22 protein-coding genes are annotated in these 25,494 nt (G+C 39.3%); 5 read left to right on the top strand and 17 right to left on the bottom strand.

Features of this window, described 5'->3' with window-relative positions; all coding sequences use genetic code 11:
- Window positions 1-27: 27 nt before the first annotated feature.
- From O3616_RS05170 to O3616_RS05125, 10 genes are all read right to left on the bottom strand, one after another.
- A complete protein-coding gene (locus O3616_RS05170) occupies window positions 28-447 on the bottom strand; it encodes a F0F1 ATP synthase subunit epsilon (RefSeq protein WP_049493458.1) in 420 nt (139 codons plus the stop codon).
- A 10-nt stretch (window positions 448-457) separates the two neighbouring features.
- Window positions 458-1,864: a F0F1 ATP synthase subunit beta gene (gene atpD / locus O3616_RS05165; protein WP_000094357.1), complete on the bottom strand. Its 1,407-nt coding sequence runs from the start codon at window positions 1,862-1,864 to the stop codon at window positions 458-460.
- 85 nt (window positions 1,865-1,949) lie between these two features.
- Window positions 1,950-2,828, bottom strand: a complete 879-nt coding sequence (locus O3616_RS05160) for a F0F1 ATP synthase subunit gamma (protein ID WP_000301224.1) — start codon at window positions 2,826-2,828, stop codon at window positions 1,950-1,952.
- A 15-nt stretch (window positions 2,829-2,843) separates the two neighbouring features.
- Window positions 2,844-4,349, bottom strand: coding sequence for a F0F1 ATP synthase subunit alpha (gene atpA / locus O3616_RS05155; protein WP_070481960.1), 1,506 nt, complete (start codon window positions 4,347-4,349; stop codon window positions 2,844-2,846).
- A gap of 14 nt (window positions 4,350-4,363) precedes the next feature.
- On the bottom strand, window positions 4,364-4,900 hold the full coding sequence (locus O3616_RS05150; protein WP_084929605.1) for a F0F1 ATP synthase subunit delta: 537 nt from the start codon (window positions 4,898-4,900) through the stop codon (window positions 4,364-4,366).
- A complete protein-coding gene (atpF, locus tag O3616_RS05145) occupies window positions 4,900-5,394 on the bottom strand; it encodes a F0F1 ATP synthase subunit B (RefSeq protein WP_371638291.1) in 495 nt (164 codons plus the stop codon). Before atpF ends, O3616_RS05150 begins: the two co-directional genes overlap by 1 nt.
- A 13-nt stretch (window positions 5,395-5,407) precedes the next feature.
- Window positions 5,408-6,118, bottom strand: coding sequence for a F0F1 ATP synthase subunit A (atpB, locus tag O3616_RS05140; protein WP_000392870.1), 711 nt, complete (start codon window positions 6,116-6,118; stop codon window positions 5,408-5,410).
- 33 nt (window positions 6,119-6,151) lie between these two features.
- Entirely contained in the window at window positions 6,152-6,352 is a 201-nt protein-coding gene (locus O3616_RS05135; RefSeq protein ID WP_001054560.1) for a F0F1 ATP synthase subunit C, read from the bottom strand.
- A gap of 315 nt (window positions 6,353-6,667) precedes the next feature.
- Window positions 6,668-7,954, bottom strand: a complete 1,287-nt coding sequence (locus O3616_RS05130) for a U32 family peptidase (RefSeq protein ID WP_371638290.1) — start codon at window positions 7,952-7,954, stop codon at window positions 6,668-6,670.
- 137 nt (window positions 7,955-8,091) lie between these two features.
- A complete protein-coding gene (locus O3616_RS05125; protein WP_265508579.1) occupies window positions 8,092-8,790 on the bottom strand; it encodes a GntR family transcriptional regulator in 699 nt (232 codons plus the stop codon).
- A 141-nt stretch (window positions 8,791-8,931) separates the two neighbouring features.
- Between O3616_RS05125 and guaA the strand changes: the two genes are divergently transcribed.
- Complete coding sequence (gene guaA / locus O3616_RS05120) at window positions 8,932-10,494, top strand: glutamine-hydrolyzing GMP synthase (RefSeq protein ID WP_371638289.1); 1,563 nt, start codon at window positions 8,932-8,934, stop codon at window positions 10,492-10,494.
- A gap of 324 nt (window positions 10,495-10,818) precedes the next feature.
- Here the strand turns inward: guaA and O3616_RS05115 are convergent, their stop codons facing one another.
- The gene (locus tag O3616_RS05115) at window positions 10,819-12,372 is read right to left on the bottom strand and encodes a hypothetical protein (RefSeq protein ID WP_371638288.1); all 1,554 of its coding nucleotides are present in this window, start codon (window positions 12,370-12,372) and stop codon (window positions 10,819-10,821) included.
- Between the two features lie 657 nt (window positions 12,373-13,029).
- Here O3616_RS05115 and O3616_RS05110 point away from each other — a divergent pair.
- From O3616_RS05110 to O3616_RS05095, 4 genes are read left to right on the top strand one after another with little or no spacing between them, the layout of a single operon-like run.
- Window positions 13,030-13,803, top strand: coding sequence for an ABC transporter ATP-binding protein (locus O3616_RS05110; RefSeq protein WP_371638287.1), 774 nt, complete (start codon window positions 13,030-13,032; stop codon window positions 13,801-13,803).
- Window positions 13,793-15,847 (top strand): FtsX-like permease family protein, encoded by a 2,055-nt coding sequence (locus tag O3616_RS05105; RefSeq protein WP_371638286.1) that lies wholly within the window; start codon window positions 13,793-13,795, stop codon window positions 15,845-15,847. Before O3616_RS05110 ends, O3616_RS05105 begins: the two co-directional genes overlap by 11 nt.
- 32 nt (window positions 15,848-15,879) lie before the next feature.
- Complete coding sequence (locus O3616_RS05100; RefSeq protein ID WP_042751014.1) at window positions 15,880-16,569, top strand: response regulator transcription factor; 690 nt, start codon at window positions 15,880-15,882, stop codon at window positions 16,567-16,569.
- Window positions 16,553-17,551: a HAMP domain-containing sensor histidine kinase gene (locus O3616_RS05095; RefSeq protein ID WP_115904270.1), complete on the top strand. Its 999-nt coding sequence runs from the start codon at window positions 16,553-16,555 to the stop codon at window positions 17,549-17,551. The genes O3616_RS05100 and O3616_RS05095 overlap by 17 nt, the downstream gene beginning before the upstream one ends.
- Window positions 17,552-17,634: 83 nt before the next feature.
- Here O3616_RS05095 and ffh read toward each other — a convergent pair whose 3' ends face one another.
- From ffh to O3616_RS05065, 6 genes are all read right to left on the bottom strand, one after another.
- Window positions 17,635-19,206 (bottom strand): signal recognition particle protein, encoded by a 1,572-nt coding sequence (gene ffh, locus O3616_RS05090; RefSeq protein ID WP_371638285.1) that lies wholly within the window; start codon window positions 19,204-19,206, stop codon window positions 17,635-17,637.
- Window positions 19,207-19,217: 11 nt separating this feature from the next.
- Window positions 19,218-19,550, bottom strand: a complete 333-nt coding sequence (locus O3616_RS05085; RefSeq protein ID WP_004260758.1) for a putative DNA-binding protein — start codon at window positions 19,548-19,550, stop codon at window positions 19,218-19,220.
- Between the two features lie 380 nt (window positions 19,551-19,930).
- Window positions 19,931-21,928, bottom strand: coding sequence for a methionine--tRNA ligase (gene metG / locus O3616_RS05080; RefSeq protein WP_371638284.1), 1,998 nt, complete (start codon window positions 21,926-21,928; stop codon window positions 19,931-19,933).
- A 126-nt stretch (window positions 21,929-22,054) separates the two neighbouring features.
- The gene (locus O3616_RS05075) at window positions 22,055-23,314 is read right to left on the bottom strand and encodes an ABC transporter permease (protein ID WP_371638283.1); all 1,260 of its coding nucleotides are present in this window, start codon (window positions 23,312-23,314) and stop codon (window positions 22,055-22,057) included.
- 1 nt (window position 23,315) lies between these two features.
- Entirely contained in the window at window positions 23,316-24,017 is a 702-nt protein-coding gene (locus O3616_RS05070) for an ABC transporter ATP-binding protein (RefSeq protein ID WP_033680086.1), read from the bottom strand.
- A complete protein-coding gene (locus tag O3616_RS05065; protein ID WP_371638336.1) occupies window positions 24,001-25,209 on the bottom strand; it encodes an efflux RND transporter periplasmic adaptor subunit in 1,209 nt (402 codons plus the stop codon). The genes O3616_RS05070 and O3616_RS05065 overlap by 17 nt, the downstream gene beginning before the upstream one ends.
- Window positions 25,210-25,494 lie beyond the last annotated feature (285 nt).

Genomic DNA, 25,494 nt, shown 5'->3' with positions numbered 1-25,494 from the left:
ACTTGGTAACTCAAGTTCATTTTTTTCTTATAGTCTATTTCCGACATTAATACGGTTAATGGCACGTTGCAGTGCAATCTTCGCACGACGTTCTTGGTCAATCAAGTGTTTGTCGTGTGCTTCTTCAATTTCACGCTCTGCTCGAAGTTTGGCACGTTCTGCACGACTAACGTCGATATCACGAGCACGTTCTGCAGAGTCAGCAACAATTGTGACAACGCCATTGGCAACTTCGATAACGCCCCCGTTCACTGCAATCCAGTTCACGTGATTTTCATCATCTACACGTTTAACCTTAACCTCATCAACTGCTAAAACTGCAATCATATTTTCATGTCGTGGCAAGATTCCCATCTCACCATCCAGAGTTCGAACTGATACAAAGCTGGCATGGTGATCATAGACGAGACCATCTGGTGTCACGATCTGGACAGTTAACTGAGCCATAGATCACCTCTTAAAATCCCATTTTTTCAGCTTTTGCAATCACATCTTCGATAGAACCTACACCACGGAAGGCATCTTCTGGCAAGTGGTCGTGTTTACCATCAAGTATTTCCTTAAAGCCGCGAACAGTTTCAGCAACTGGAACATAAGAACCTGGCTGACCAGTAAATTGTTCCGCAACGTTGAAGTTTTGTGACAAGAAGAACTGGATACGACGGGCACGAGCAACCAAGGTCTTTTCTTCATCAGAAAGCTCATCCATACCAAGGATAGCAATGATATCTTGCAATTCATGGTAACGTTGAAGAACGCGTTTTACTTCAGCAGCAACTGCATAGTGCTCTTCTCCAACAATTTCAGGTGCCAAGGCACGTGAGCTTGAAGCAAGTGGGTCAACGGCTGGGTAGATACCCAATTGTACCAACTTACGTTCCAAGTTAGTTGTTGAGTCCAAGTGAGCGAAGGCTGTTGCTGGCGCTGGGTCAGTATAGTCATCCGCTGGCACATAGATAGCCTGGATAGAGGTTACAGAACCCTTCTTAGTTGATGTGATACGCTCTTGCAATTGACCCATTTCCGTAGCAAGTGTTGGTTGGTAACCAACGGCTGATGGCATACGACCCAAAAGGGCAGATACTTCTGAACCAGCCTGAGTGAAACGGAAGATATTATCGATAAAGAGAAGCACGTCTTGTCCTTCTACATCACGGAAGTATTCAGCGATTGTCAAACCAGTAAGGGCAACACGCATACGTGCTCCTGGTGGCTCATTCATCTGACCAAATACCATGGCTGTTTTCTCGATAACACCTGATTCTTTCATTTCCCAGTAAAGGTCATTCCCCTCACGAGTACGTTCCCCAACACCAGTAAATACTGAAATACCACCGTGTTCTTGGGCAATGTTGTGAATCAATTCTTGAATCAAGACAGTTTTACCAACTCCGGCACCACCGAAAAGTCCAACTTTACCACCTTTAAGGTAAGGGGCAAGAAGGTCGATAACCTTAATCCCTGTTTCAAGGATTTCAGAAGAGGTAGACAACTCATCAAAAGTTGGAGCTTTTTTATGAATTGGCTGACGCTCTGCATCTTCTGTAAAAGGAGCTTCCAAGTCAATGGTATCTCCCAAAACGTTGAAGACACGTCCCAAAGTTTCTTTACCTACTGGTACAGAGATTGGACGACCTGTGTCCAATACTTCCATTCCACGAGTCAAACCATCTGTTGATTCCATGGCGATAGTACGAACCATACCATCTCCCAACTCCAAGGCTACTTCAAGGACGATTTTTGTTTTTCTTTCGTCATTTTTGTAGACGACAAGTGCATTGTTAATCTCAGGAAGTTTTTCCCCTGCTGCAAACAAGACGTCTACAACGGGACCGATAACCTGAGCAATTTTACCTGAACTCATCTCCTTCTCCTATTCTATATAAGATACTGTCGGTCCCTAGCTTAACTAGGTCCTAAGTTCATTTTCATACGAGCTGGACTAGTGCCTATTCTAAGGCACTAGCTCCTGCTACGATTTCTGTAATTTCTTGTGTAATCGCCGCCTGTCTGGCACGGTTATACTGAATTGTCAAATCATTAATGACTTTCTTAGCATTATCTGTCGCTGTTTGCATGGCTGTCATACCCGCAGCATTTTCAGCTGTCTTAGCATCGATAATAGCACCATAAATCATACTTTCTGCAAACTGAGGCAACAACTGCTCCAAAATTTCTTCTCGGCTAGTTTCCAATTCAAAGGTCAAGCTGTAACTGTCATCCGCTTCATTTGGATCCAAGTCAACAATCGGAAGCATTTGCTCCACACGCATTTGACTGGTTAGCGTATTGACATGGTGGTTATAGCAGACATAGAGTTCATCAAAAAGTTCATTTTGGTACATTTCAACAGTTTTTGAAATAATCTTACGAACTTCATCAAAGCTTGGTTGATCTGCCAAGCCACGTAGTTCATAAAGTGGTTGAATACCACGAGCTTTAAAGAAATCAGCTCCCATTCCACCAATACAGATCATTTCAAAACCTTTACCGTCTGGATGGTATTCTTCTTTCAGCTCCATAACGGCTTTCAAAATAGAAGAATTATAGCCTCCAACCAAACCGCGGTCTGAAGTAATGACGATATAACCTGTCTTCTTAACTGGACGACTAATCAACATCGGATTGGTTGAACTGCCGGCTCCATTACCATGAAGAATATCCGTCAAAAGTTTACGAACTTTCTGAGCATAAACTTGGAAGTTGCGAGCAGCTTCTTCAGAACGACCTAGCTTAGCAGCTGATACCATCTGCATGGCATTAGTGATTTGACTCGTATTTTTTGTTGAGGCGATTTTTGTTTTAATATCATTTAGAGATACTGCCATCTGACACCTCTATTCTTATTGGAAGCTGGTTTGATTGAGAAACTCTGTAATCGCAGCATCCAAGACTGCTTCGTCTGGCAAGTCTTTTGTATCACGAATGGTTTCCAAAATCTCTGGATGTTGAGCATCAAAGAAGGCATGGAACTCTTCCTCAAAACGAACAATTTCATCTACTGGAACAGTATCCAAGAAACCATGTGTCAAAGCATAGAGAATGGTTACTTGTTTCTCAACAGGTAATGGTTTGTGAACAGGTTGTTTCAAGACTTCAACTGTACGACGTCCACGGTTCAACTTAGCCTGTGTTGCTGCGTCCAAGTCAGAACCAAACTTAGTGAAGGCTTCCAACTCACGGTATGAAGCAAGGTCGATACGAAGTGTACCAGCAACCTTTTTCATGGCTTTAATTTGTGCAGAACCACCTACACGAGATACAGATGAACCCGCGTCAATGGCTGGACGAATACCCGCATTGAAGAGACCATCACCAAGGAAGATTTGTCCATCAGTGATTGAAATCACGTTGGTTGCGATATAGGCAGAGATATCTCCTGCTTGTGTCTCGATAAACGGTAGGGCTGTAATAGATCCACCACCAAGTTCATCAGAAACTTTAGCTGAGCGCTCAAGCAAACGGCTGTGAAGGTAGAAAACATCCCCTGGGAAGGCTTCACGACCTGGAGGACGACGAAGCAAAAGAGACAGTTCACGATAAGCTACCGCTTGTTTTGAAAGATCATCATAAACGATCAAAACATGCTTACCTTGGTACATAAATTCTTCCGCCATGGCAACCCCAGCATAAGGAGCTAGGAAGAGCAATGGAGATGGTTGTGAAGCAGAGGCTGTCACAACGATTGTGTAGTCCAAGGCACCGTACTGACGAAGTGTTTCTACTTGCGTACGAACTGTTGATTCTTTCTGTCCAATCGCTACGTAGATACAGATCATATCTTGACCCTTTTGGTTCAAGATTGTATCAATCGCAATTGTTGTTTTCCCTGTCTGACGGTCACCGATAATCAACTCACGTTGACCACGACCAATCGGTACAAGGGCGTCGATAGCTTTCAAACCAGTTTGCAATGGTTCTGATACAGACTTACGTTGCATAACACCAGGAGCTGGCGCTTCTACTGGACGAGTTTTATCAGTGTGGATTTCTCCAAGACCGTCAACTGGACGACCAAGCGGATCCACAACACGACCAATCAGACTTTCACCTACTGGGACTTCCATGATTTTCCCTGTACGGCGGATTGTATCGCCTTCACGGATATCTGTAAAGTCACCTAGGATGATAATACCAACGTCTGTTGACTCCAAGTTTTGAGCCATACCATAAGAGCCGTTTTCAAAAATCAACAACTCTCCACTCATGGCATTTTCAAGGCCGTGAGCACGCGCGATACCGTCCCCGATATAGGTTACAACACCTGTTTCAGTCACATCAAAATTGGGTTTGAAATTTTCAATTTGTTGCTTAATTAAAGCGCTGATTTCTTGTGCGTTAATTGCCAAAAGAACACCACTTTCTATTTCAAATTTTCTTTAACAACTTTAAGTTGTTGTTTAATACTCACATCAATTGTCTTGTGATTGGCAAAAATGACAAAACCACCAATAAGACTTTCATCGATTTGTTCTTTTACACTCCTTACTTTCAGAGACATTTTTTTCTCAATCAAAGGGAGCAAACGACTCTTTTGTTCATCAGTTAAAGGATGAGCTGACGTAATCGTCACTTCAAATCGATTTGTTTCTTTTTCAAGTCGGTTCAAGCAATCTACAAGAATATCATAAAAAAGATTTGCTCTGTGATTGTAGATAAGAACCTGGATAAAGTTTTGCAATAAAGATGACACTGAATCTTGGAAGAACGTAATCGTTTTTTCCTTGTCAGACTCGTCTACTGCCACTTTTTTTAAAAAAGAAGGTAAGCCTGTTTCTTCAGCAACTTGCTTGATTTGAGCTAAGTCTGAAAAGATACGGTCTTCTTCTCCTTTTTCTAAAACCAATTGGACAAAAGGCATGCTGTATTTTTCAATTACCTTTACTGTTTTCTTGTCCATTAAGCTTCTCCTAGCTGATCGATATACTGATCAATGAGTTCTTTATGGGCATGACCGTCAAGGTTTTGTGAGATGATTTTACCAGCCAAGCTGATTGTCAAATCTGCTACCTCACCCTTAACACTGTGTAAAGCTTCAGCTTTATTTTGAGCAATTTCTTGGTTCGCTTTTTCTTTCAAGCGTCCTGCTTCTAGCTTAGCATCTGCTAAAATACTAGCTTTACTTTTCTCAGCTGTTTCTTTCGCATTCTCAATGATTGTCTTAGCTTCTTTACGGCTACCAGCCAATTCATCTTCGCGTTTTTGAGCCAATACTTCTGCTTTTTGACGTGCTTGTTCAGCTCCGTCAATATCTGCTGCAATTTTTTCTGCTCTTTGTTCGAAAATACTAGTCAAATTTGACCAAGCGTATTTCTTAACCAAGACTAGCAAGAGAATAAAGGAACCAGCGATTAGTATAAAATCACCAAGTAATTCACCTACTGTTACATTCATAAACTACTCCTTTCTATTCTTCATCATTAATTTTATTTCCTAGGTACATTGAAGATAACAATGTAAATACATATGCTTGTACACAAGAAATAAAAACAGAAAATGCAGTCCAGATTAGATTTGTTCCAAAAGCAATAGGATACCAATAGAAGGCCTGATGAGAAAGTAGGACTAACATACTTGCCATCACTTCCCCTGCAAAGATATTACCAAAGACCCGCAATGCAAGTGAAAGGAGATTGGTAACTTCTTCCAAGAGATTCATTGGTGTCATAAAACCTGGTGTTACAAATGCTTTTAAATACTTTTTGATTCCACGACGACGAATTCCTTCTACGTGGGTCATCAAGATAATTGTAAAAGACAAGACCAAGTCAAATGACAAATTTGCTGTTGGTGAGGTCCAAAGATTTACACCATCTGTAGTCTGAATTCTAGCCATTAAGCCAATATTATTTGCAATGGCCATAAATAGGAATAAACAGAAATAAAAGAGAGAATAATCCTTTATCATTGGACCAAGGTTTGATTTTGTAAATCCAACAACAAAATCAAATAAATACTCTAATACATTTTGTTTTCCTGTGGGTCTCAAAGTCATATTTCGAGTTGCCCAATAAATAAAGCCAAAAATAAGTGCTACAGTCAACAAAGTCAAAACTACTATGGTTAAATTAAAGGTAACAGGACCAATATTGATGGTTGGATTAATACTTTCTTCCATCTAAAATCCTCCCTTTTTCAATTTATACTTCTTTTATTTGATGATAAATGAAAAGACAAGAGTAACGAAGAAAGTACCTTCAATAAAGGCAACCCCTAGGATCATCAAACTACGTAGTTCTGAGATGATATCTGGTTGGCGAGCAACTGATTTCAACAAACCGTTCATCAACATACCTTCACCAAGAGATACACCCATACAGGCAAGACATAGACCGAAAAATGTTAAATTCATGACGAATTCTCCTTTTAATTAAAATTTACTTACTTAGTTTAGTCCTAAAAATTGGATTTGTCAACTTTTTACTTACGTTGAAAGCGTTTAATGAAAATTATTTACAATTTTACTATTTTTAAGCCTATTATATAGAAAACTTTGTAAAAAACTTGTAATAAATCCGACCATTATCTAGACATTTCTGAAAAATATTGAAAAAATCCGAGATGAAATCTCGGATGGAAATTAATATATTTTCTTTAACCTAATGTTCTTTTAGTAAGTAGGATTAAAGGGAAAGCAACTAGAAAGCTTTCATCCCCTACATATTTATTAAGCACGCACTGTGACGCTGGTGCCATCTTCTTTATAAAGATTGATGAGTCCTTCTTTGAGAGCTCGAACCATGTCTCCAGCTTGAACAGGTTGTGGAACCTTGATAGTCAATAGTTCCATTGGATTTGGAGCGCGATTGATCTTATTTCCTTTAGCATCATGCAAATCTTCGATATAAGTCTCAAAATGACGGAAACCTGGCCCATAAAACTCAACTTGATCGCCTTCGTTGATGACATTCCGTTGACGAATGGTTGCCGTTTGAGCCGCATCATCATAAGCAACTACTTCAGCGACAAACTTATACTCAGGAATTTTACGACGAGCACCAAACAACTGCTCATTTTCAGATGGTGTACCATAGTAGAAACCTGTTGCTAATTCACGTTGAGCAACCTTCCACATCTCATCAATCAAGTCTTGCTTGATAGATTCAAACTTCTCTGGACTCTCTAGATAAGCATCAACAGCTGCCTTATAGCAGTTAGTTACTGTTGAAACATAGTGAATAGACTTCATGCGTCCTTCGATTTTTAGACTGTCCACACCATTTTCAATCATATCTGGGATATGGTCAATCATGGACATGTCAACAGCTGACATTGAAAATTCTTCTGGGATTTCCCCTTTCAAGCTCTTACGTTCTTTCCCAAATGGCATATCATAAAGATCATACTTCCAACGGCAAGACTGAGAGCAACCACCACGGTTAGCATCACGCATACTCATGTGGTTTGAAAGAGTACAACGACCAGAGTAAGAAATACACATGGCTCCGTGGACAAAGGCTTCAATCTCAACATCTGTACGTTTGCGGATTTCAGCTAATTCTTCCATCGAAACCTCACGCGCCAAAACGACACGAGTCAAGCCCAGTTCTTTCCAGAACTCAAGGGTTTCATAGTTAGTTGCACTTGCTTGGGTAGAGAGGTGGATTTCAAGACCTGGTGCTTCAGTCGCTGCAATCATGATCAAGGCTGGGTCAGATACGATAACTGCTGCAATCCCGATATCACGCAGTTTACGGAACCACTCACCAGCCCCTTCTTCATTTCCTTCGTGCATAACCATGTTGGCAGCCACATAAACCTTAGCACCATACTTGGCCGCAAACTGGACACCTTCTTCCATCTGTTCAAAGGTAAAGTTTCCGGCACGACTACGAAGACCATAGGCTTGACCACCGATAAAGACAGCATCTGCTCCATACTGAACAGCTACTTTTAGCTTCTCTAAAGTCCCTGCAGGTGATAAAACCTCAGGACGTTTTAATGTTTTTGTCATGTTTTCTCCTATTTGCAATATAAAAGTTTGACGTTTTTCCTTCTCATTTTATAGTAAATAAGCGATAAAATCAAGCCTAGACAGATTGTTTTGACAATTCTAATCTTTTAGGAAATCAAAAAACTAGCCTTTCTAGACTAGTTATTCTCAAGATAAAATTCAAAGCGTTCGCCTACATACTGACTTTTTACGTATTCAAATGCAGTACCATCTTCTAGGTAAGAAATCTGAGTCAGACCAAGAATAGCATGTCCTTTTTCAACTTCCAAATAGTGGGCAATTTTTTCCTTAGCAAGGCGAGCATAGATAGTCTGCTGTGATTTGCCAATACGGTAGCCATGTTTTTGCAAGGTCTGGAAGAAATGACTAGTGATTTCTTCTTTTTTAAAGTCCTTAATGAATTTTTCAGGAATAGAAGCAACTTCATAAACTAGAGGAACTTGGTCGGCATAGCGGACCCGTTCCATTCGGATAATATTCTCCGTTGGAGAAATTCCTAACTTTGCAACTTCCTGCTCATTGGGAATGGTTTTTCTGTAGGAAATGAGCTGGCTTGAAGGGACTTTACCTTGGGACTTAACAATTTCAGTAAAACTGGTTGTCCCTCGCATCTTTTCTTGTACACGTGTACTGGATACAAAGGTGCCACTTCCTACACGGCGCTCTAAAACTCCTTCTTCGACCAAGAGGGAAATAGCTTGGCGGAGGGTCATGCGACTGACCGCAAACTGCTCTGCTAAGTCTCGTTCACTGGGAAGTCTCTCTCCAATGGCCCAACGATGTTCGTCAATATCCTTTTTAATCTGATCGTGGATTTTCATATAAGCAGGTAGCATATTTTTCACTTCATTTCTATCTTTTCTCTATTGTACCCCAATAAACTAGAAAAAGTCAAACTTCGCCTTGTTTAGTTGGTAATTCACCCTTATTTGTGATAGAATATTGGAAAAAGATATTTCTTTTGAGAAAGGAAAAAGATGAGCAACATTTCAACTGATTTGCAAGATGTAGAAAAAATCATCGTATTGGACTATGGTAGCCAATACAACCAGCTGATTTCACGCCGTATCCGTGAGATTGGCGTTTTTTCAGAACTAAAAAGTCATAAAATTTCAGCTGCTGAAGTTCGTGAAATCAACCCTGTAGGAATCATCCTTTCAGGTGGTCCAAATTCTGTATATGAAGATGGTTCATTTGATATTGACCCAGAAATCTTCGAACTCGGAATTCCTATTTTGGGAATTTGTTACGGTATGCAGTTATTGACCCATAAACTTGGAGGGAAAGTTGTTCCTGCAGGTGATGCTGGAAATCGTGAATACGGTCAATCAACCCTAACACACACACCATCAGCGCTTTTTGAATCAACACCTGATGAACAGACTGTTTTGATGAGCCATGGTGATGCGGTTACAGAGATTCCTGCTGACTTTGTTCGTACTGGAACTTCAGCTGATTGCCCATACGCAGCCATTGAAAATCCAGATAAACACATTTACGGTATTCAATTCCACCCAGAAGTTCGTCATTCTGTATACGGAAATGATATCCTTCGTAACTTTGCCCTTAACATTTGTAAGGCTAAAGGCAACTGGTCAATGGATAATTTCATAGATATGCAGATCCAAAAAATCCGTGAGACTGTCGGTGATAAACGTGTCCTTCTTGGTCTATCCGGTGGGGTTGACTCATCTGTCGTTGGGGTTCTTCTCCAAAAGGCTATTGGCGATCAATTGATCTGTATCTTCGTGGACCACGGTCTTCTTCGTAAAGGAGAAGCGGACCAAGTTATGGACATGCTTGGTGGTAAGTTTGGTTTGAATATCGTTAAAGCAGACGCTGCTAAACGTTTCCTTGACAAACTTGCTGGCGTTTCTGACCCTGAACAAAAACGTAAAATCATCGGTAACGAATTTGTGTATGTCTTTGATGACGAAGCAAGTAAGCTCAAAGATGTGAAATTCCTTGCTCAAGGAACTCTTTATACAGACGTCATCGAGTCTGGTACGGATACTGCTCAGACTATCAAGTCACACCACAACGTTGGCGGTCTTCCAGAAGACATGCAGTTTGAACTGATTGAACCACTCAACACTCTTTATAAGGACGAAGTCCGTGCCCTTGGTACAGAGCTTGGTATGCCAGACCATATCGTATGGCGCCAACCATTCCCAGGACCAGGACTTGCGATCCGTGTCATGGGTGAAATAACTGAAGAAAAACTAGAAACAGTTCGTGAGTCAGACGCTATCCTGCGTGAGGAAATTGCTAAAGCTGGCCTTGACCGCGATATCTGGCAATACTTCACTGTTAACACAGGCGTTCGTTCAGTTGGTGTTATGGGTGACGGTCGTACTTATGACTACACGATTGCAATCCGTGCAATCACCTCTATCGATGGTATGACTGCTGATTTTGCAAAGATTCCTTGGGAAGTACTTCAAAAAATCTCAGTACGTATCGTAAATGAAGTGGACCACGTTAACCGTATCGTCTACGATATTACAAGTAAACCACCAGCAACTGTTGAATGGGAATAGAGTTAATAAGTTTAAAAGGCCTTAGAAATATTGATTTCTAAAGCTTTTTATTTTGCATTAACAATATTTTAACAACAAAAACTATTTTTCAGTATTTAAACCTAATATCTTTTTAACCTTTTTGGTACTTTCTATATACATACCTTTCTTAGACTCTCTAACAATTCTAGAATAATCTCCATTATCCTCGCGCAATTCATAAACACGGTAAAAATCATTATTATATTAAAACTCACTAATCAAGTCTATTTCTTTATTTATTATTTCCTTACTACCTAAATTTTCTGAATACTTCCTGAGCTCTATTAACCAATTAAACATCTATTAATCAATTTTTAAATGTATCTTACCCTTCACTACATCCGGTATATATTTTGAAGTAATCTCATATTCAATCGTTTGAGGAACATTCTCAAACATTAGTATCGATGGAAATGCCATTGAGGAGTTATGTTTCAAATACTCAATGCCAAATCTTAAAATATCAAATTCTGAATTTGTAAAATTTTTATATATAAATATGTGTTCTAAAGAGTTTTTATAGTTGTATTTTTGATCTTCATAACCAGGTCTCGTAGTATATGCGATAAGTGGATTAATATTAATTCTTTCTATATTTGATGGGATTATTTGAAAATAAGCGTAAGCATCAACTGAGTCACTTTCTTTAATTTTAAATAGAAATTCATCTAATTCAATTCCCTGTATCTCCTCAATTATGTTCTCTCCTGGATAAAGCAAGTTATTATGTTTTAGCAGACAACCTTTTGGTACCATCAGTTTTATATCGATATCTTCATCATATGTTTTACCTAAGTTAGAAACGATTAGTTCGACAAATTTAATGTTATCTATGTATGTGAAATATTCAATGTACTCTTTGTAAGATATTATTTCCCAATATAATTTGTTTAATTTAGAAAAGCGTTTCTTTTCCTTGTCAGACCCTATATACGAAGGACCACTGTTACCGAAAGGAATTTGTACCTGAAGTTTATGTTTCATTAAATTCCCTAAATACCAAAAATTTTCATGTAGTTTGATTTGGTTTTCTTTAGCGAAATCATTTATAGTATATTTGAATTTATCACTAATGGCCACAGAATCAGCTATTTGATAAAGAAAATCAACATTCGCATCTTCTTTTGAAGGCATAGTCAACATTTTACTTTTATCTTCTAATATATCTGCTTCTTCAGAAATTACGGTACTGTTTAGTTCATCTATATATTCGTTAATCTTACTTTGCTTTTCATTAATAAATTTTGACTCCAGTAAACTAAATTGTTTAGGTAAAATATTTTCGTCAGATAATGTTTTTTTATCCCTTATTGTCAAAAACGGTTTTATATTTTCGTTTTGATAAGTTTCTTTTTCTGAAATTAATTTTAAAAAATAAAGTGATAGATGATTTGTAAAAAGCCTTTGAAAATCAATCTCATCTTTAACTATAAAAAATATCCCTCTATCTTTATATCTTTCTTTAAATTCTTGCACTTTTTCATATTGCTTAATGTCTATATTAGACGGAATTATCGGATCTTCTAAAAAGTACATAAAAACTTGTTTGTCAGCTGATAGCATCTCCTCAATTTCTTCTTCCGTTCCGGATCCATAATTATCTGTTGCAGTACCAAATCTTGTCCAAAATATAGCAACAGCTGCATCACATTCCCTAACAATTTGCTTATTTAATAATTCCTGTGGTTTATCACCTGATTCAGGAAAGCTATCCGTTGACCAATGCTTGATTGATACTTGTATATTATTCAAACTACCATACAGTTTATTAAAATTATCAACAGCTTCCTTAATTAATTGAAGATAGCCAGGGCAAGAAATTAATAAATCGTAAATAGTCACTCCTTCTCTTGGCATCCATGTATCCTCCGAAAATTTAATACTATACAAATTTAACCTATTGTAATTATAAAGCAAAAAAACAGCAAAATCAAATTCTCTTACTGTTTTATTGGTTATAAACAATTGGAAATGAATGTTTTAGAACAAAGGTATCTACAACACAAAAGAGCAAATTAGGCTATATTAATAGCATTTATCCCTTAGCGACTGCTCTTGTAGAAACTTATGGCAATGATGTAAAGCCATATTGGAAAAAAGATGATATTAATAAGGCAACAGAGAAAGCCAGTAATCGTATAGTGAGATTTATCTTTGGATAAAAAATAGTGTAGGCTGAAGAGAATTCTTTAAAACTAGCTTGCTACAATTATTCTTTGTCAGATTTAAATGAAGTAACAATAGAAAATAAGAACGGAAATAGATTTTCCTGTAAGATAATACCGCTGGATCATGAACTTCAGTGGTATTATTTTTTATGATCTCAATATTAGGAAAATTTTTCAACCTCTACTCCTCTTTTTAAATCCCTGAAACCATGCTATAATATAGTAAGTATAGCTCCAATAACCTGATTATAAAAGTCAGCGATAAAGATTTCTTACATCATCCGTAAGTATTATTCTACTCTGATTCATATTATAATGAAAGTAACAAAAAATGGAGGTGTTTCACATGGACACAATTTTACGAGTAGAATCATTAAAAAAGTATTATGGGAAAGGTCCCAATATTACCAAAGCCTTGGATAGCATATCTTTTCAAGTTGTAAAAGGTGAGCTCTTAGGAATTATGGGGAGTAGCGGTTCTGGGAAAACAACTCTTCTTAACTGTCTAGCCACAATCATCAAGCCAACTGACGGTTCCATTCAAATGCAAGAAAAGGATTTAGGTCAGTTAAAAGGGAGCCAATTAGCAGATTATAGAGGCAAGGAAATTGGCTATCTCTTCCAGAATTTTGAGCTCTTGGACAATCTTACAGCCAAAGAAAATATTTTACTTCCCTTATCTTTGCACAAGGTCGATGCCAACGAAAGCAAGGTTCGGTTAGAATTACTTTCCCAATATCTGGATATTTCTGAACTTCTGGATAAGTTCCCTTCTCAATTATCAGGTGGTCAACGGCAAAGGGTAGCTGCTGCGCGCGCCTTAATTTTAGACCCTAAGATTGTATTTGCGGACGAGCCCACAGGAGCTTTGGATTCAAAAAATGCGACCATTTTGATGCAAAAATTATCCAAAATGAATCAAGTGGAAGAAACCACCATTCTCATGGTGACCCACGATTCCGTAGCAGCTAGCTTTTGCAACCGCATCTTGTTTATCCAAGATGGAAAACTATTCCATGAAATCCGTCGCGATTATCCAAGAGAAAGTCAAGAAGACTTCTATCACAGAATACTAAAGGTCATGGCTGCACTAGCTGGAGGTGATGGTAATGTTTTCTAAATTAGTCTCAAGAAATAGCAAGAGAGATCGAAAAAATAACGGCTTGTATTTCAGTTCTATGGTTCTGTCTATTATCTCCTTTTACATCATCCTTTCTTTGTCTCATCAAGATGTGATGCACTTTCTAAAACAAATAGAAAGTGACGCTGTAAATAAACTCTTTAGCATGATTCCCATTCTTTATGTAGCAACGCTCTTTATTCTCTTTTTTCTAGTCTACTTCTCAAGCAGTATGCAGATGGAAAGGAGAAAACATGAATTTGGTGTCTATCTCACACTGGGAATGCAAAGAAGCAAACTGTTCTTGCTACTTCTGCTCGAGGATTTGAGAAACAGTGTCCTTGCCCTTGGAATAGGCCTTCCTATTTCCATCTTAATTTCAGAATTAATTAGCCTAATAACCGCTAAAATTGTGGGACTAGGGATTATTGAACATCAATTTTCTCTATCTACCACAGCTCTACTCTATACAGTCATCGGCTTCCTAGCCGTAAAATTAGCTGTTTTTGTCCTTTTAAGTACAAAGACTGCCAATATGGAAATCGGAAACCTGCTCGCCTATTCTCCTTCTGGGATGAAGAAACTACTCCCCAAGGGGGTGTACCTTCTTGCTTCTGTCCTCGGAATTTTGCTTCTAGGAACAGCCTATTACATGGGTATGAGTGGACAAGCTTGGGAAAATGTCATAACAATGGGCATCACCGTTCTCTTAGGAACTCTGGGAACTATCCTACTCTTCTTTGGTATGCGTTTATTTATAGACTTTTTGGTCAAGCTTGGAAACAATCGAAAACTTCATGCCTATAATTTTAGACAGATTCAGGAATTAGTTATCCAACGCTCAACTATACTGGCTGTCTGCTCCCTCTTAATTTTCTCTGCCTTGTGCCTCTTTGGAGCAGGTGTGGCCATTGCAAGCGGCAATCCAGGCAATCAAACCCACGTATTGGATTATACATTTAGAGATAGCAAGCAGGAAACAGATGAAAATCTTGATGTAAATGCAGTTAAAAAAGAGCTTGAAGCTGCCGGACTAGTATCACAGTTTTCAAAGATTCTGCAAATTAAAGTAGGCCAAACTAAAGAACACGAATCCGTGTCCTTTGAAGAGGTCATCAAGGAGTTGAAAAATCAAAAAGACAACAAGAACAAGGAAGTTTTGCTTCATAAATTTAAACAGTCTACTAATTTCCACCTCATACCAGTTTCCGAATACAATGAACTTAAAAAGGCTACCAATCTTCCCCCTCTAGAACTAACTAATAAGGAAGCATATTTGTATATGGGGAAAGATTTTCTGCCAGATGAAAGTCTCGTCAACTCTGTCCTAAAGACAAAGCCTCAAATCAAAGTCATGGGAAATGATATAAAATTGATTGGCGAGGTGGAGTCTTTGCCAATCGTAACGGATCATGAGATAACCCTCTCTGTCGCTCTCATAGTTCCAGATGAGATTTTTATGAGCTATACAGACGGTCGCTATTCGAACTATGTTAGCGGTATCCTGGCTCCTGAGCTAGTCAAGGAAAAAGGCTTGATGAGAGCTATCTCAGATACCAATGAAAAGCTAAATCAAACCTCTCTTGGCTATGAAAGCTATATACAAAATATGGGAAGACAATTGTTTTACATTATCTCTGCCAGCTATGTCACCATCTATCTGTCTATCATCTTCCTTGTTGTCGCAAATACAATTATCGGCGTTCAGTTTTTGATGGGACAAAGACAATCCTATAGACGATACCAGACCTTAATCCATCTTGGTGCCAACTACGAAACTCTTTGTAAATCGTCAGAAAAGCAAGTCAACTGGTATTTCGGTCTACCAATAACCCTTGCACTTATCAGTAGTAGCTTCGGAGTGAGCTCCCTCCTCACAGGAATAGTGCCCACTAGCGCAAGAATGGTTATGGGGCAGAAATTTATCACAGCCATGCTGATCGTACTGCTCTTAGCTGGCTTTGAAGTCATCTATATCAGAATTGTAAAGAAAAATAGCAACAAGTACTTATTGTCATTAATGGAACCCAAAAGAGATGAATAAGGTAGAATAAAATAGGAAAAGGAGGAACCGATATGAAGCATATTCTGGTTATTGAAGATGAAGCCTTGATTCGAGATGAAATTGTCATCTTGTTAGAGAAAGCGGGTTATCAAGTTGATAAGTTGACTGACTTCAAAGATACAAGCCAGCAAGTGCTGCAATACGATACAGATCTAATCATACTGGATTTGAATTTGCCAGGAGAAACAGGTTTTCAAATTTGTAAAAATCTCAAGTCAAAACGCTCTGTCCCTATATTGGTTCTCACTTCCCGTGAACAATTAAAAGATGAAATCTACGCCCTGAAATTAGGGGCAGATGAGTATCTAACAAAGCCTTTCAAGAAAGAAAGATTTTTGGCACGTATAGAAAATATCTTGAAACGCTATGAAGGCAGACAAAATCTACTTGAAAAAGATAATTTTCTGCTGGATAGACAGACCTATACCCTTTATATCAATGGACACTCGATTTTACTCCCCCAAAATCAAGGGAAATTGTTAGAAACTTTATTAGTGGCAACTGATTCTGTCGTCACAAAAGAAGAACTAAGCATGAAACTGTGGAATACAACTGAGTTCATCGATGAAAATGCCCTTCAAGTAAATATTGCAAGACTCAAAAAGGTGATGAAACAGGCTGGTATTGCACTTCAAGTCAAGTCCGTCAGAGGTATCGGTTACAAATTGGAAGAGGAAAGGGAATATGAAACAGAATCCTAAATATTTGGCTACCTATCTGCCTTGGTTACTTGTTCTCTTAGCATTTGATTTATTCACAGCTGTCCTGCTTTGGCTTTCAGACGTGAGAAAGTTTCAAGCCCTCATCATTCTCTATCTTTTAGCTACTGTCCTGCTCTTTTTCATCCTATCATTCCTACTGATAAGAAAAGAAAGAAAAAAATCCGCTGCCTATAAAGCCTTCATAGCCAATCCCAAGGTCGATACTGAGCTGGAATTATTGCGTTTATCAAGTGCCTCAGAGAAAGAAAGCATCGAAGAAATCGCAAATGCGCTTTACCAAAGGCAAGCGGAAATAGGAAAGCTCAACTCATTACTAGCCGAATACGAGGACTATGTTGAAAAATGGGCTCATGAAATCAAACTCCCTCTATCGCTTCTTTCCCTCCTTTTGGACAATCAAAGTGACCAGTTGCCAAAGGATACAACTTTTAAGTTGGACTATGTGAAAAATCAAATCCAAGGAAATGTATCACAGATACTATTCTATTACAGGGTGAAAAGTGAAAAAAATGATTTTCTATTTGAAGACCTTGACCTCCAAGAGTGTATCCAAGATCTTTTGGAAAACTTTGATCCCTTGCTCAAAGAAAAGAAATTTACGATTCAGCTAGAGAACATACAAGGAATCTGCTACACCGATCAACGCAGTTTTGAATTTATCCTCTCTCAAATCCTCGCCAACGCCCTTAAATATAGCTCTGACAAGCCCGAACTCAGTATTTCTATGTCAAAGGATAAGGGGCGCACAAGTCTGATTATTAGGGATAATGGTTGCGGAGTTAAAGCTTGTGACCTTCCTCATATCTTTGAAAAAGGCTTTACAGGTGATTCAGGTGATACAAGGAAAAAATCAACAGGTATGGGGCTCTATCTAGTCAAACAATTAGCAGATGCTTTAAAAATCGAAATCACAGTAAATTCCGAATGGATGCAAGGGTTTGAAATCTCTCTTTCTATTTAGTCAATTTTTCGATTAAGAAAATTGCCTAATCATAGAAAGCACATATGCTATATCAAAAAGGAAAGCACTTCTGCTTTCCTTTTTTATTTGCGTTTCTTCTTCGCTTTCTTCATTTTGTTAGCCATGCGTTTCATGGACTGTTTCATAGCAAATTCACCGATTTTACCTTTTAGTCCACCACCAAACATCTGGCTCATATCTGGCATTCCCGCTCCTCCTAGAGCTGATAAGTCAGGCATACCACCTTGTCCCGTCATTCCTTCAAGGGCAGACATATCCATTCCTCCCATATTTGGCATATTTTTAGGAAGATTGTTTGGATTGATTCCCATCTGCTTCATCATCTTGTTCATATCTCCAGACATAACACCTTGCATGAGCTGTTTAGCCTGGTTAAAGTCTTTGATGAATTTATTGACTTCGACAAAGGTATTTCCAGAACCTGCAGCGATACGACGGCGACGGCTTGGATTTAGCAAATCTGGATTTTCACGTTCTTCAGGTGTCATTGAAGACACAATAGCACGTTTGCGAGCAATCTGGCGTTCATCTACCTTCATGTTTTGAAGGGCTGGATTGTTAGCCATACCTGGAATCATCTTGAGCAAGTCTTCCATCGGCCCCATATTTTGCACCTGATCCAACTGATCAATGAAATCATTGAAATCAAATGTGTTTTCACGCATCTTCTCAGCCATTTCAAGGGCTTTTTGCTCATCGTATTCTTGAGAAGCTTTCTCAATCAAAGTGAGCATATCCCCCATACCAAGGATACGGCTAGACATGCGATCTGGGTGGAAGGTTTCGATATCTGTAATTTTTTCACCTGTACCAGTGAACTTGATTGGTTTTCCAGTGATGTGACGAACCGATAGAGCCGCACCACCACGAGTATCCCCATCAATCTTGGTAAGGATGACCCCAGTGACTTCCAACTGAGCATTAAACTCACGCGCAACATTGGCCGCTTCTTGACCAATCATGGCATCAACCACGAGGAGAATTTCGTTTGGTTGAGCCAATGCTTTTACGTCACGAAGTTCATTCATCAAAAGCTCATCAATCTGCAAACGACCTGCCGTATCAATCAAGACATAGTCATTATGGTTAGCTTGGGCTTGTTCCAAACCTTGACGAACAATCTCAACAGCTGGAACCTCTGTTCCAAGAGCGAAAACCGGCACATCAATCTGTTGACCCAGAGTTTTCAACTGGTCAATAGCCGCAGGACGATAAATATCCGCCGCAATCATCAAAGGACGGGCATTTTCTTCTTTCTTGAGTTTGTTGGCCAATTTACCAGCAAAAGTTGTTTTACCAGCCCCCTGTAAACCAACCATCATGATGATTGTAGGAATCTTAGGTGACTTGATAATTTCTGCCGTATCAGAACCTAAAACGGCTGTCAGTTCCTCATCAACGATTTTAATAATTTGTTGCGCAGGATTAAGGGTATCAATGACCTCATGCCCAACTGCACGCTCACGAACTTTCTTGATAAAGTCCTTTACAACAGGCAAGGCAACGTCGGCCTCAAGCAAGGCCAAGCGAATTTCTTTGGTTGCCTCTTGAACATCAGATTCAGAGATTTTTCCTTTTTTACGTAGATTTTTAAAGACGTTCTGCAAACGTTCTGTTAAACTTTCAAATGCCATTTTTCTTCCTCTTATTCTCTATTATCAATGCTTGTTAAAATTTCTATCTGCTCCTTCAGAAAGTCATCCTTGGGATAGCGCTCCAAAATCTGATCAAAAATCTGACTGCGGACAATGTAGTCCGAGTACATGTGCAATTTCATCTCATAATCTTCCAGAATCTTTTCTGTCCGCTTAATATTATCATAGACAGCCTGACGACTGACACCAAACTCTTCAGCAATCTCAGCAAGGCTATAATCATCAGCGTAGTAGAGCTCTATATAATTCATTTGCTTGTCTGTCAAAAGCGCCGCATAAAATTCAAAGAGCGCATTCATACGGTTGGTTTTTTCGATTTCCATAACTTTTATTATACCAAAAAATCTATTATACTTCTACATTAGAAGTCATTCTAATAAAGATAGAAAAATAAAGGTAAGTTCTAAAAGCAACTTCCACATGACTTTTCAACGTAGAATTTTTTTCGATTTTTGCTTTCTTTTGAGGGGCAAGCGACTTTTTCCCCGTGTTTTTCAGATCCAAGCCAATCTCAACTTCCAGTTGCCACTCATGAACCCAACTTACTTGCCTAGAACTTAGTGAGTATATTTGTGGTTATTGTCTGCGACCATACATAATACGAATCCCATCAATGAAAATCTCAGTTTAGTCAACAAAGAAAAGTCCTTAGAAACTTGTAGTCTAAGGACTTTATCTTTCAACTGACTTTAGTGTTTTAATTTTACCCAATCACACTTCCGTTTGGTACAGCTGAATCAACTGTGAGAAGGGTTAATTGTCCATCATGTTCAGCTGAGAGAATCATCCCTTGACTGACATATTTCTTCATCATCTTGCGTGGTTTGAGATTGGCAACGATTTGAACTTTCTTACCGACCAATTCTTGTTCGTTTGGATAGTATTTTGCAATCCCAGAAAGAATTTGACGATCTTCACCATCGCCAGCATCCAAGCGGAATTGAAGCAACTTATCTGAACCTTCTACTTTAGACACTTCTTTGACTTCTGCGACACGGATTTCGACCTTGTCAAAGTCTTCAAACTTGATTTCTTCCTTGTTTAGTTTGAGTTCAACTTCGTCTGGGTTCCACTCTTTTTCGACTGCTGGTTTGTTGCCTTCCATTTGTTCCTTGATATAGGCGATTTCTTCTTCCATATCCAGACGTGGGAAGATTGGTGTTCCCTTAGCAACTACAGTCACACCTGCAGGGAAATCAGCCAAGCTCAAGTTTTCAAGGCTAGAAACTTCTGCTAAACCAAGTTGAGTCAAGACCGCGCGACTGGTTTTCATCATAAATGGATCAATCAAGTGAGCTACAACACGCAGGCTGGCTGCCAAGTGGCTCATAACACTTGCCAATTGATTGCGAAGTGCTTCATCCTTAGCCAAGACCCATGGTGCGGTCTCATCGATGTATTTATTAGTACGTGAAATAAGAGTCCATACTGCTTCTAGGGCACGTGGGTAGTCAACTGCTTCCATGTGAGTATGGTAGTCAGCGATTGATTCAGCAGCTACTTGAGCAAGAGCATGGTCAAACTCTGTTACACCCTCTACATAGGCAGGGACTTGCCCGTCAAAGTACTTATTAATCATAGAAACCGTACGGTTGAGGAGATTTCCTAGGTCATTAGCCAATTCATAGTTGATACGGCCTACATAGTCTTCAGGAGTGAAAGTTCCATCTGAACCAACTGGAAGGCTACGCATGAGGTAGTAGCGCAGTGGATCTAGTCCATAACGCTCTACCAACATTTCAGGGTAAACGACATTCCCTTTAGATTTAGACATTTTGCCGTCTTTCATGACGAACCAACCGTGAGCAATCAAACGATCTGGCAATTTGATATCCAACATCATAAGAAGGATTGGCCAGTAGATTGAGTGGAATCGAAGGATGTCTTTTCCTACCATGTGGAAGACTGTTCCATTCCAGAACTTGTCAAAGTTACCATGTTCGTCTTGACCGTAACCAAGAGCTGTCGCATAGTTAAGAAGAGCATCAATCCAAACGTAGACAACGTGTTTAGGATTTGATGGTACCGGAACACCCCATGTAAAGGTTGTACGAGAAACTGCCAAATCCTCTAAACCTGGCTCGATAAAGTTGCGAAGCATTTCATTCAGACGACCATCTGGAGTGATAAATTCAGGATGAGCTTTGAAAAATTCTACTAGACGGTCTTGGTATTTGCTGAGACGAAGGAAGTATGATTCTTCAGATACCCATTCAACCTCGTGTCCTGATGGAGCGATACCTCCCGTTACATTTCCGGCTTCATCACGGAATACTTCTGCAAGTTGGCTTTCTGTAAAGAATTCCTCATCTGATACTGAATACCAACCAGAGTATTCACCCAAGTAAATATCATCTTGAGCAAGCAAGCGTTCAAAGACCTGCGCGACAACTTTTTCATGGTAGTCATCAGTTGTACGGATAAATTTATCGTATGAGATATCTAGTAATTGCCAGAGTTCTTTGACTCCAACAGCCATACCATCAACGTAGGATTGTGGTGTAATTCCAGCTTCTTCTGCTTTTTGCTGGATTTTCTGACCATGCTCATCAAGGCCTGTCAGATAAAAGACATCATAGCCCATCAGGCGTTTGTAACGTGCTAGGACATCACAGGCAATGGTTGTGTAGGCAGAACCGATATGAAGTTTCCCAGATGGATAGTAAATCGGCGTTGTAATATAAAAATTCTTTTCAGACATAATTTTTCCTTTCCAGGCAAATGAAACCTGTTTTTCTAACACTTCATTATATCACATTTTTAATGATTTTCGATAGGGAAATCCATATAAAAACAAGATAGACAAATGTCCATCTTGTTGTTCTTCTTATTCATAACGAAGGGCTTCGATTGGATCAAGTTTCGATGCCTTATTGGCTGGCAAGACCCCAAAAATCATACCAACACTAGCCGAAACTGCCAGACTAAATAGGGCAACTGGGATTGATACTCCCACTTCTATACCCGCAATCAAACCTTGTAAAAGTATACCAGCTATAGCGGTTAATCCTGTCGCAATTGTCAAACCAATGACTCCGCCTAGCAAGGTCAAAATCATGGATTCAATCAAAAACTGAATTAAAATATTAGCACGTGTTGCACCCAAAGCCTTACGGAGACCAATCTCACGAGTACGCTCTGTCACCGAAACCAGCATAATGTTCATAACACCAGTCCCTCCAACAAAGAGAGAAATTCCTGCGATGGCACTAATAATCGTAGTTATAAATCCAAAAAGTTGTTGTACTTCTTGGAAGGCTGCAGTCGCATCTGCCACCTGATACTCCCCTTGCTGAAGACCAGCAATCTCGGTCATTTTTCTAGCTAATTCTGGTCCTACAGTTGGTGTCAAACTGGTATCATTAACTCGGAAAACAATATCAGAAATTTCATCCATATTGAAGTTATTGGCAAGAGAAATATTAGTCGTAATGGGAAGTCCACCAATACCAAATGTCTTGACAGCCTTGGCCTCATCGCTAGTATAAACACCAATAACACGATAGCTAAAGCCACCAACATCTATAATCTTGTTAACAGCTTCTTGAGCAGATCCAAACAGACTGTTAGCAAGTTCCTGGTCTAGCAAAATGACACTGGCCACATCTTTATAATCCTGAGCTATAAGACTACGACCTGCAACAATTTCATTTTCAACCGCCTTCATGTAAGTAATATTTCCACCTGTCAAGCTAGCACGCTCAACCTTTTTATCTTTATAAGACAGGGTCGTATTTGTCGAGTTGGTTACATAGTAACTATCTACACCCTTAAGTTTGGCCGCCTCCTTAACCCAAGCTTCTTGCGGTTTTGGCGGTTCAACATGGACTTCCTCTTCTTTACCAGAGACTGTCAAAGCTGATTGCTTTTGGGTAAAAGAACCATCTTTGCTTTTGATAGGCGAGAAAAAGACATGGATATTCTTCTGTGACTTGGTCATATTTTTATTGATCTGACGAGACATGGAATCTCCCAGAGCCATAATCACAACAACAGATGAAACACCAATGATAATCCCAATCATAGTGAGAAAAGAGCGCATCTTGTGAGCCATGATAGATGAAAAGGCAAATTTCAGATTCTGCATCTTAGTTTTCCTCCTTCTCTAACTGCGCACTGTCGGACGAAATAACTCCATCTCGAATGACAATCTGGCGTTTAGCATAAGCAGCGATTTCAGGCTCATGCGTTACCATGATAATGGTTTTTCCTTCTTTGTTCAAGTCAACCAAAAGTTGCATAATTTGGTTCCCTGTTTTGGTATCCAAGGCTCCTGTCGGTTCGTCAGCTAGGATGATAGAAGGATTATTTACCAAGGCACGCGCAATAGCTACACGTTGCTTTTGACCACCAGATAATTCTGAAGGCAAATGGTGACTGCGTTCTGTCAATTCAACCTTATCTAAATATTCCTCGGCCAACTTACGGCGTTTTGAAGCCGAAACTCCTGCATAAATCAAGGGCAATTCTACGTTTTGCAAAGCATTGAGTTTAGATAGAAGAAAGAACTGCTGAAAGACAAATCCGATTTGTTGGTTGCGGACCTTGGCTAGTTGTTTTTCACCCAGTCCAGCTACTTCTTGGCCTTCAAGATAATACTCTCCACTGGTTGGTGTATCCAACATGCCAATCGTATTCATGAGAGTAGACTTACCAGAACCAGATGGTCCCATGATAGCTACAAACTCACCCTCATTCACTTCTAGGTTGATATTTTTGAGAACCTGCAATTCTTGGTCACCGTTACGGTAGCTTCTGCAGATATTTTTTAGACTAATTAGTTGCTTCATCAGCCTTCACCTCTTTTCCTTCCTCTAGAGAAGACGTTGGGTTACTGATGACCTTGACTCCATTTGTCAGACCTGAAGTGATTTCTTGGTTGTCTGCATCAGCATTGCCCAAACCAACTTCCACTTTCTTAGCCTTTTTCTGCTCGTCAAGCACCCAGACATAGTTCTTATCATTTTCAGTCACAACACTTGTTAGAGGAACCAAAATGGCTTTACTCTTATTCTTGACCTCAACGCTTACTGAAAATCCTTGTTTCAAATCACCTATTTCACTTGTAACATCGATGGTATATGGATATTTAGAACCAGAATTACCACCTGCTGCGGCAGTAGCTGCACTTGCTGCTTCGCCACTAGTTTTAGGATAGTCAGAAATGTAGCTAATCTTACCAGTCCAGCTCTTATCTTGGTACACTTTAGAAGTGAAGGTTACTTCTTGACCGACAGATAAGTTGGCAAGGTTATATTCAGATAGTTCACCCTTAACTTGCAAGTTTTCATTGCTTACGACATGAACGACCACTTGGCTTGCTCCTGTTGGAGATTTGGAAACGTTACGATTGACTTCGACCACAGTTCCCTCTAGGGTACTGAGAACCGTCATGGCATCCAACTGACTTTGAGCCTTGCTTAATTGTGCCGCCGCATCTGCACGGGCATCACGGGCATCACCTAATTGTGCATCAATAGAGGATACTGCATTTCCTGAGACTGGAGCTGGAGTTTGGGCTGCAGCTCCTTCGCCTCCTGCTGGCGTTGGCAACTGTGGAGCCGGAGCTGAAGCAGCTTCATTTCGTGCTTGGTTGAGTTCGTTGATATGACGGTCTGCCTTCGCAACTGCTCGACTAGCTGAATCATAGGCAGCCTGTGCTTCTGAGCTACTGTACTTAACTAAAGCCTGCCCTTCACTAACCTTATCACCTACAGAAACAAGGATTTCATCTAAATCTCCCTTACTAGCATCAAAATAAACATATTGTTCATTTTTTGCTGTGACTGTCCCTGATAATAAAACAGAGGATGCCACGGTTCCTTCTTTAGCAACAACAAGATGAGTTGGCTCATCTTTTACAGCAGTTTGAGAAGGTTGTCTAAAGAGCAAAATCCCCCCAGCACCTAATACAACTACACTGGCAGCACCGATTGCTGCATATAATTGCCACTTTTTAGCTTTACGATTTTTTTTCATAATGAAACTCCTTTTTTGATTTAAAGTCCTTAACAATATTATATAAAAATTAGCAAATATAAACAATAACCGTTCAGAACGAAATAATGACATTTCGGGATTTGATTATTGTTCGGAATCTATTTTTTACTACCATTGTACTAGTTATATAATACACTTTATTTTTCCTTTTTGCAAGCCTTTTCTTTAATTTTTTTGAACGTAGCAGATTTTTGCAATCAGATAAAAAAAAAGATAGAATATGACTATCAAAAAATGACACTCTACTATTTAAAAGAGTATAAAGGA

Source organism: Streptococcus sp. 27098_8_86, from assembly GCF_041432595.1.
Taxonomy (GTDB): Bacteria; Bacillota; Bacilli; order Lactobacillales; family Streptococcaceae; genus Streptococcus; species Streptococcus pneumoniae_F.
Note: the sequence above shows the minus strand (reverse complement) of the source record. Positions and strands in the feature narration are given on the sequence as shown.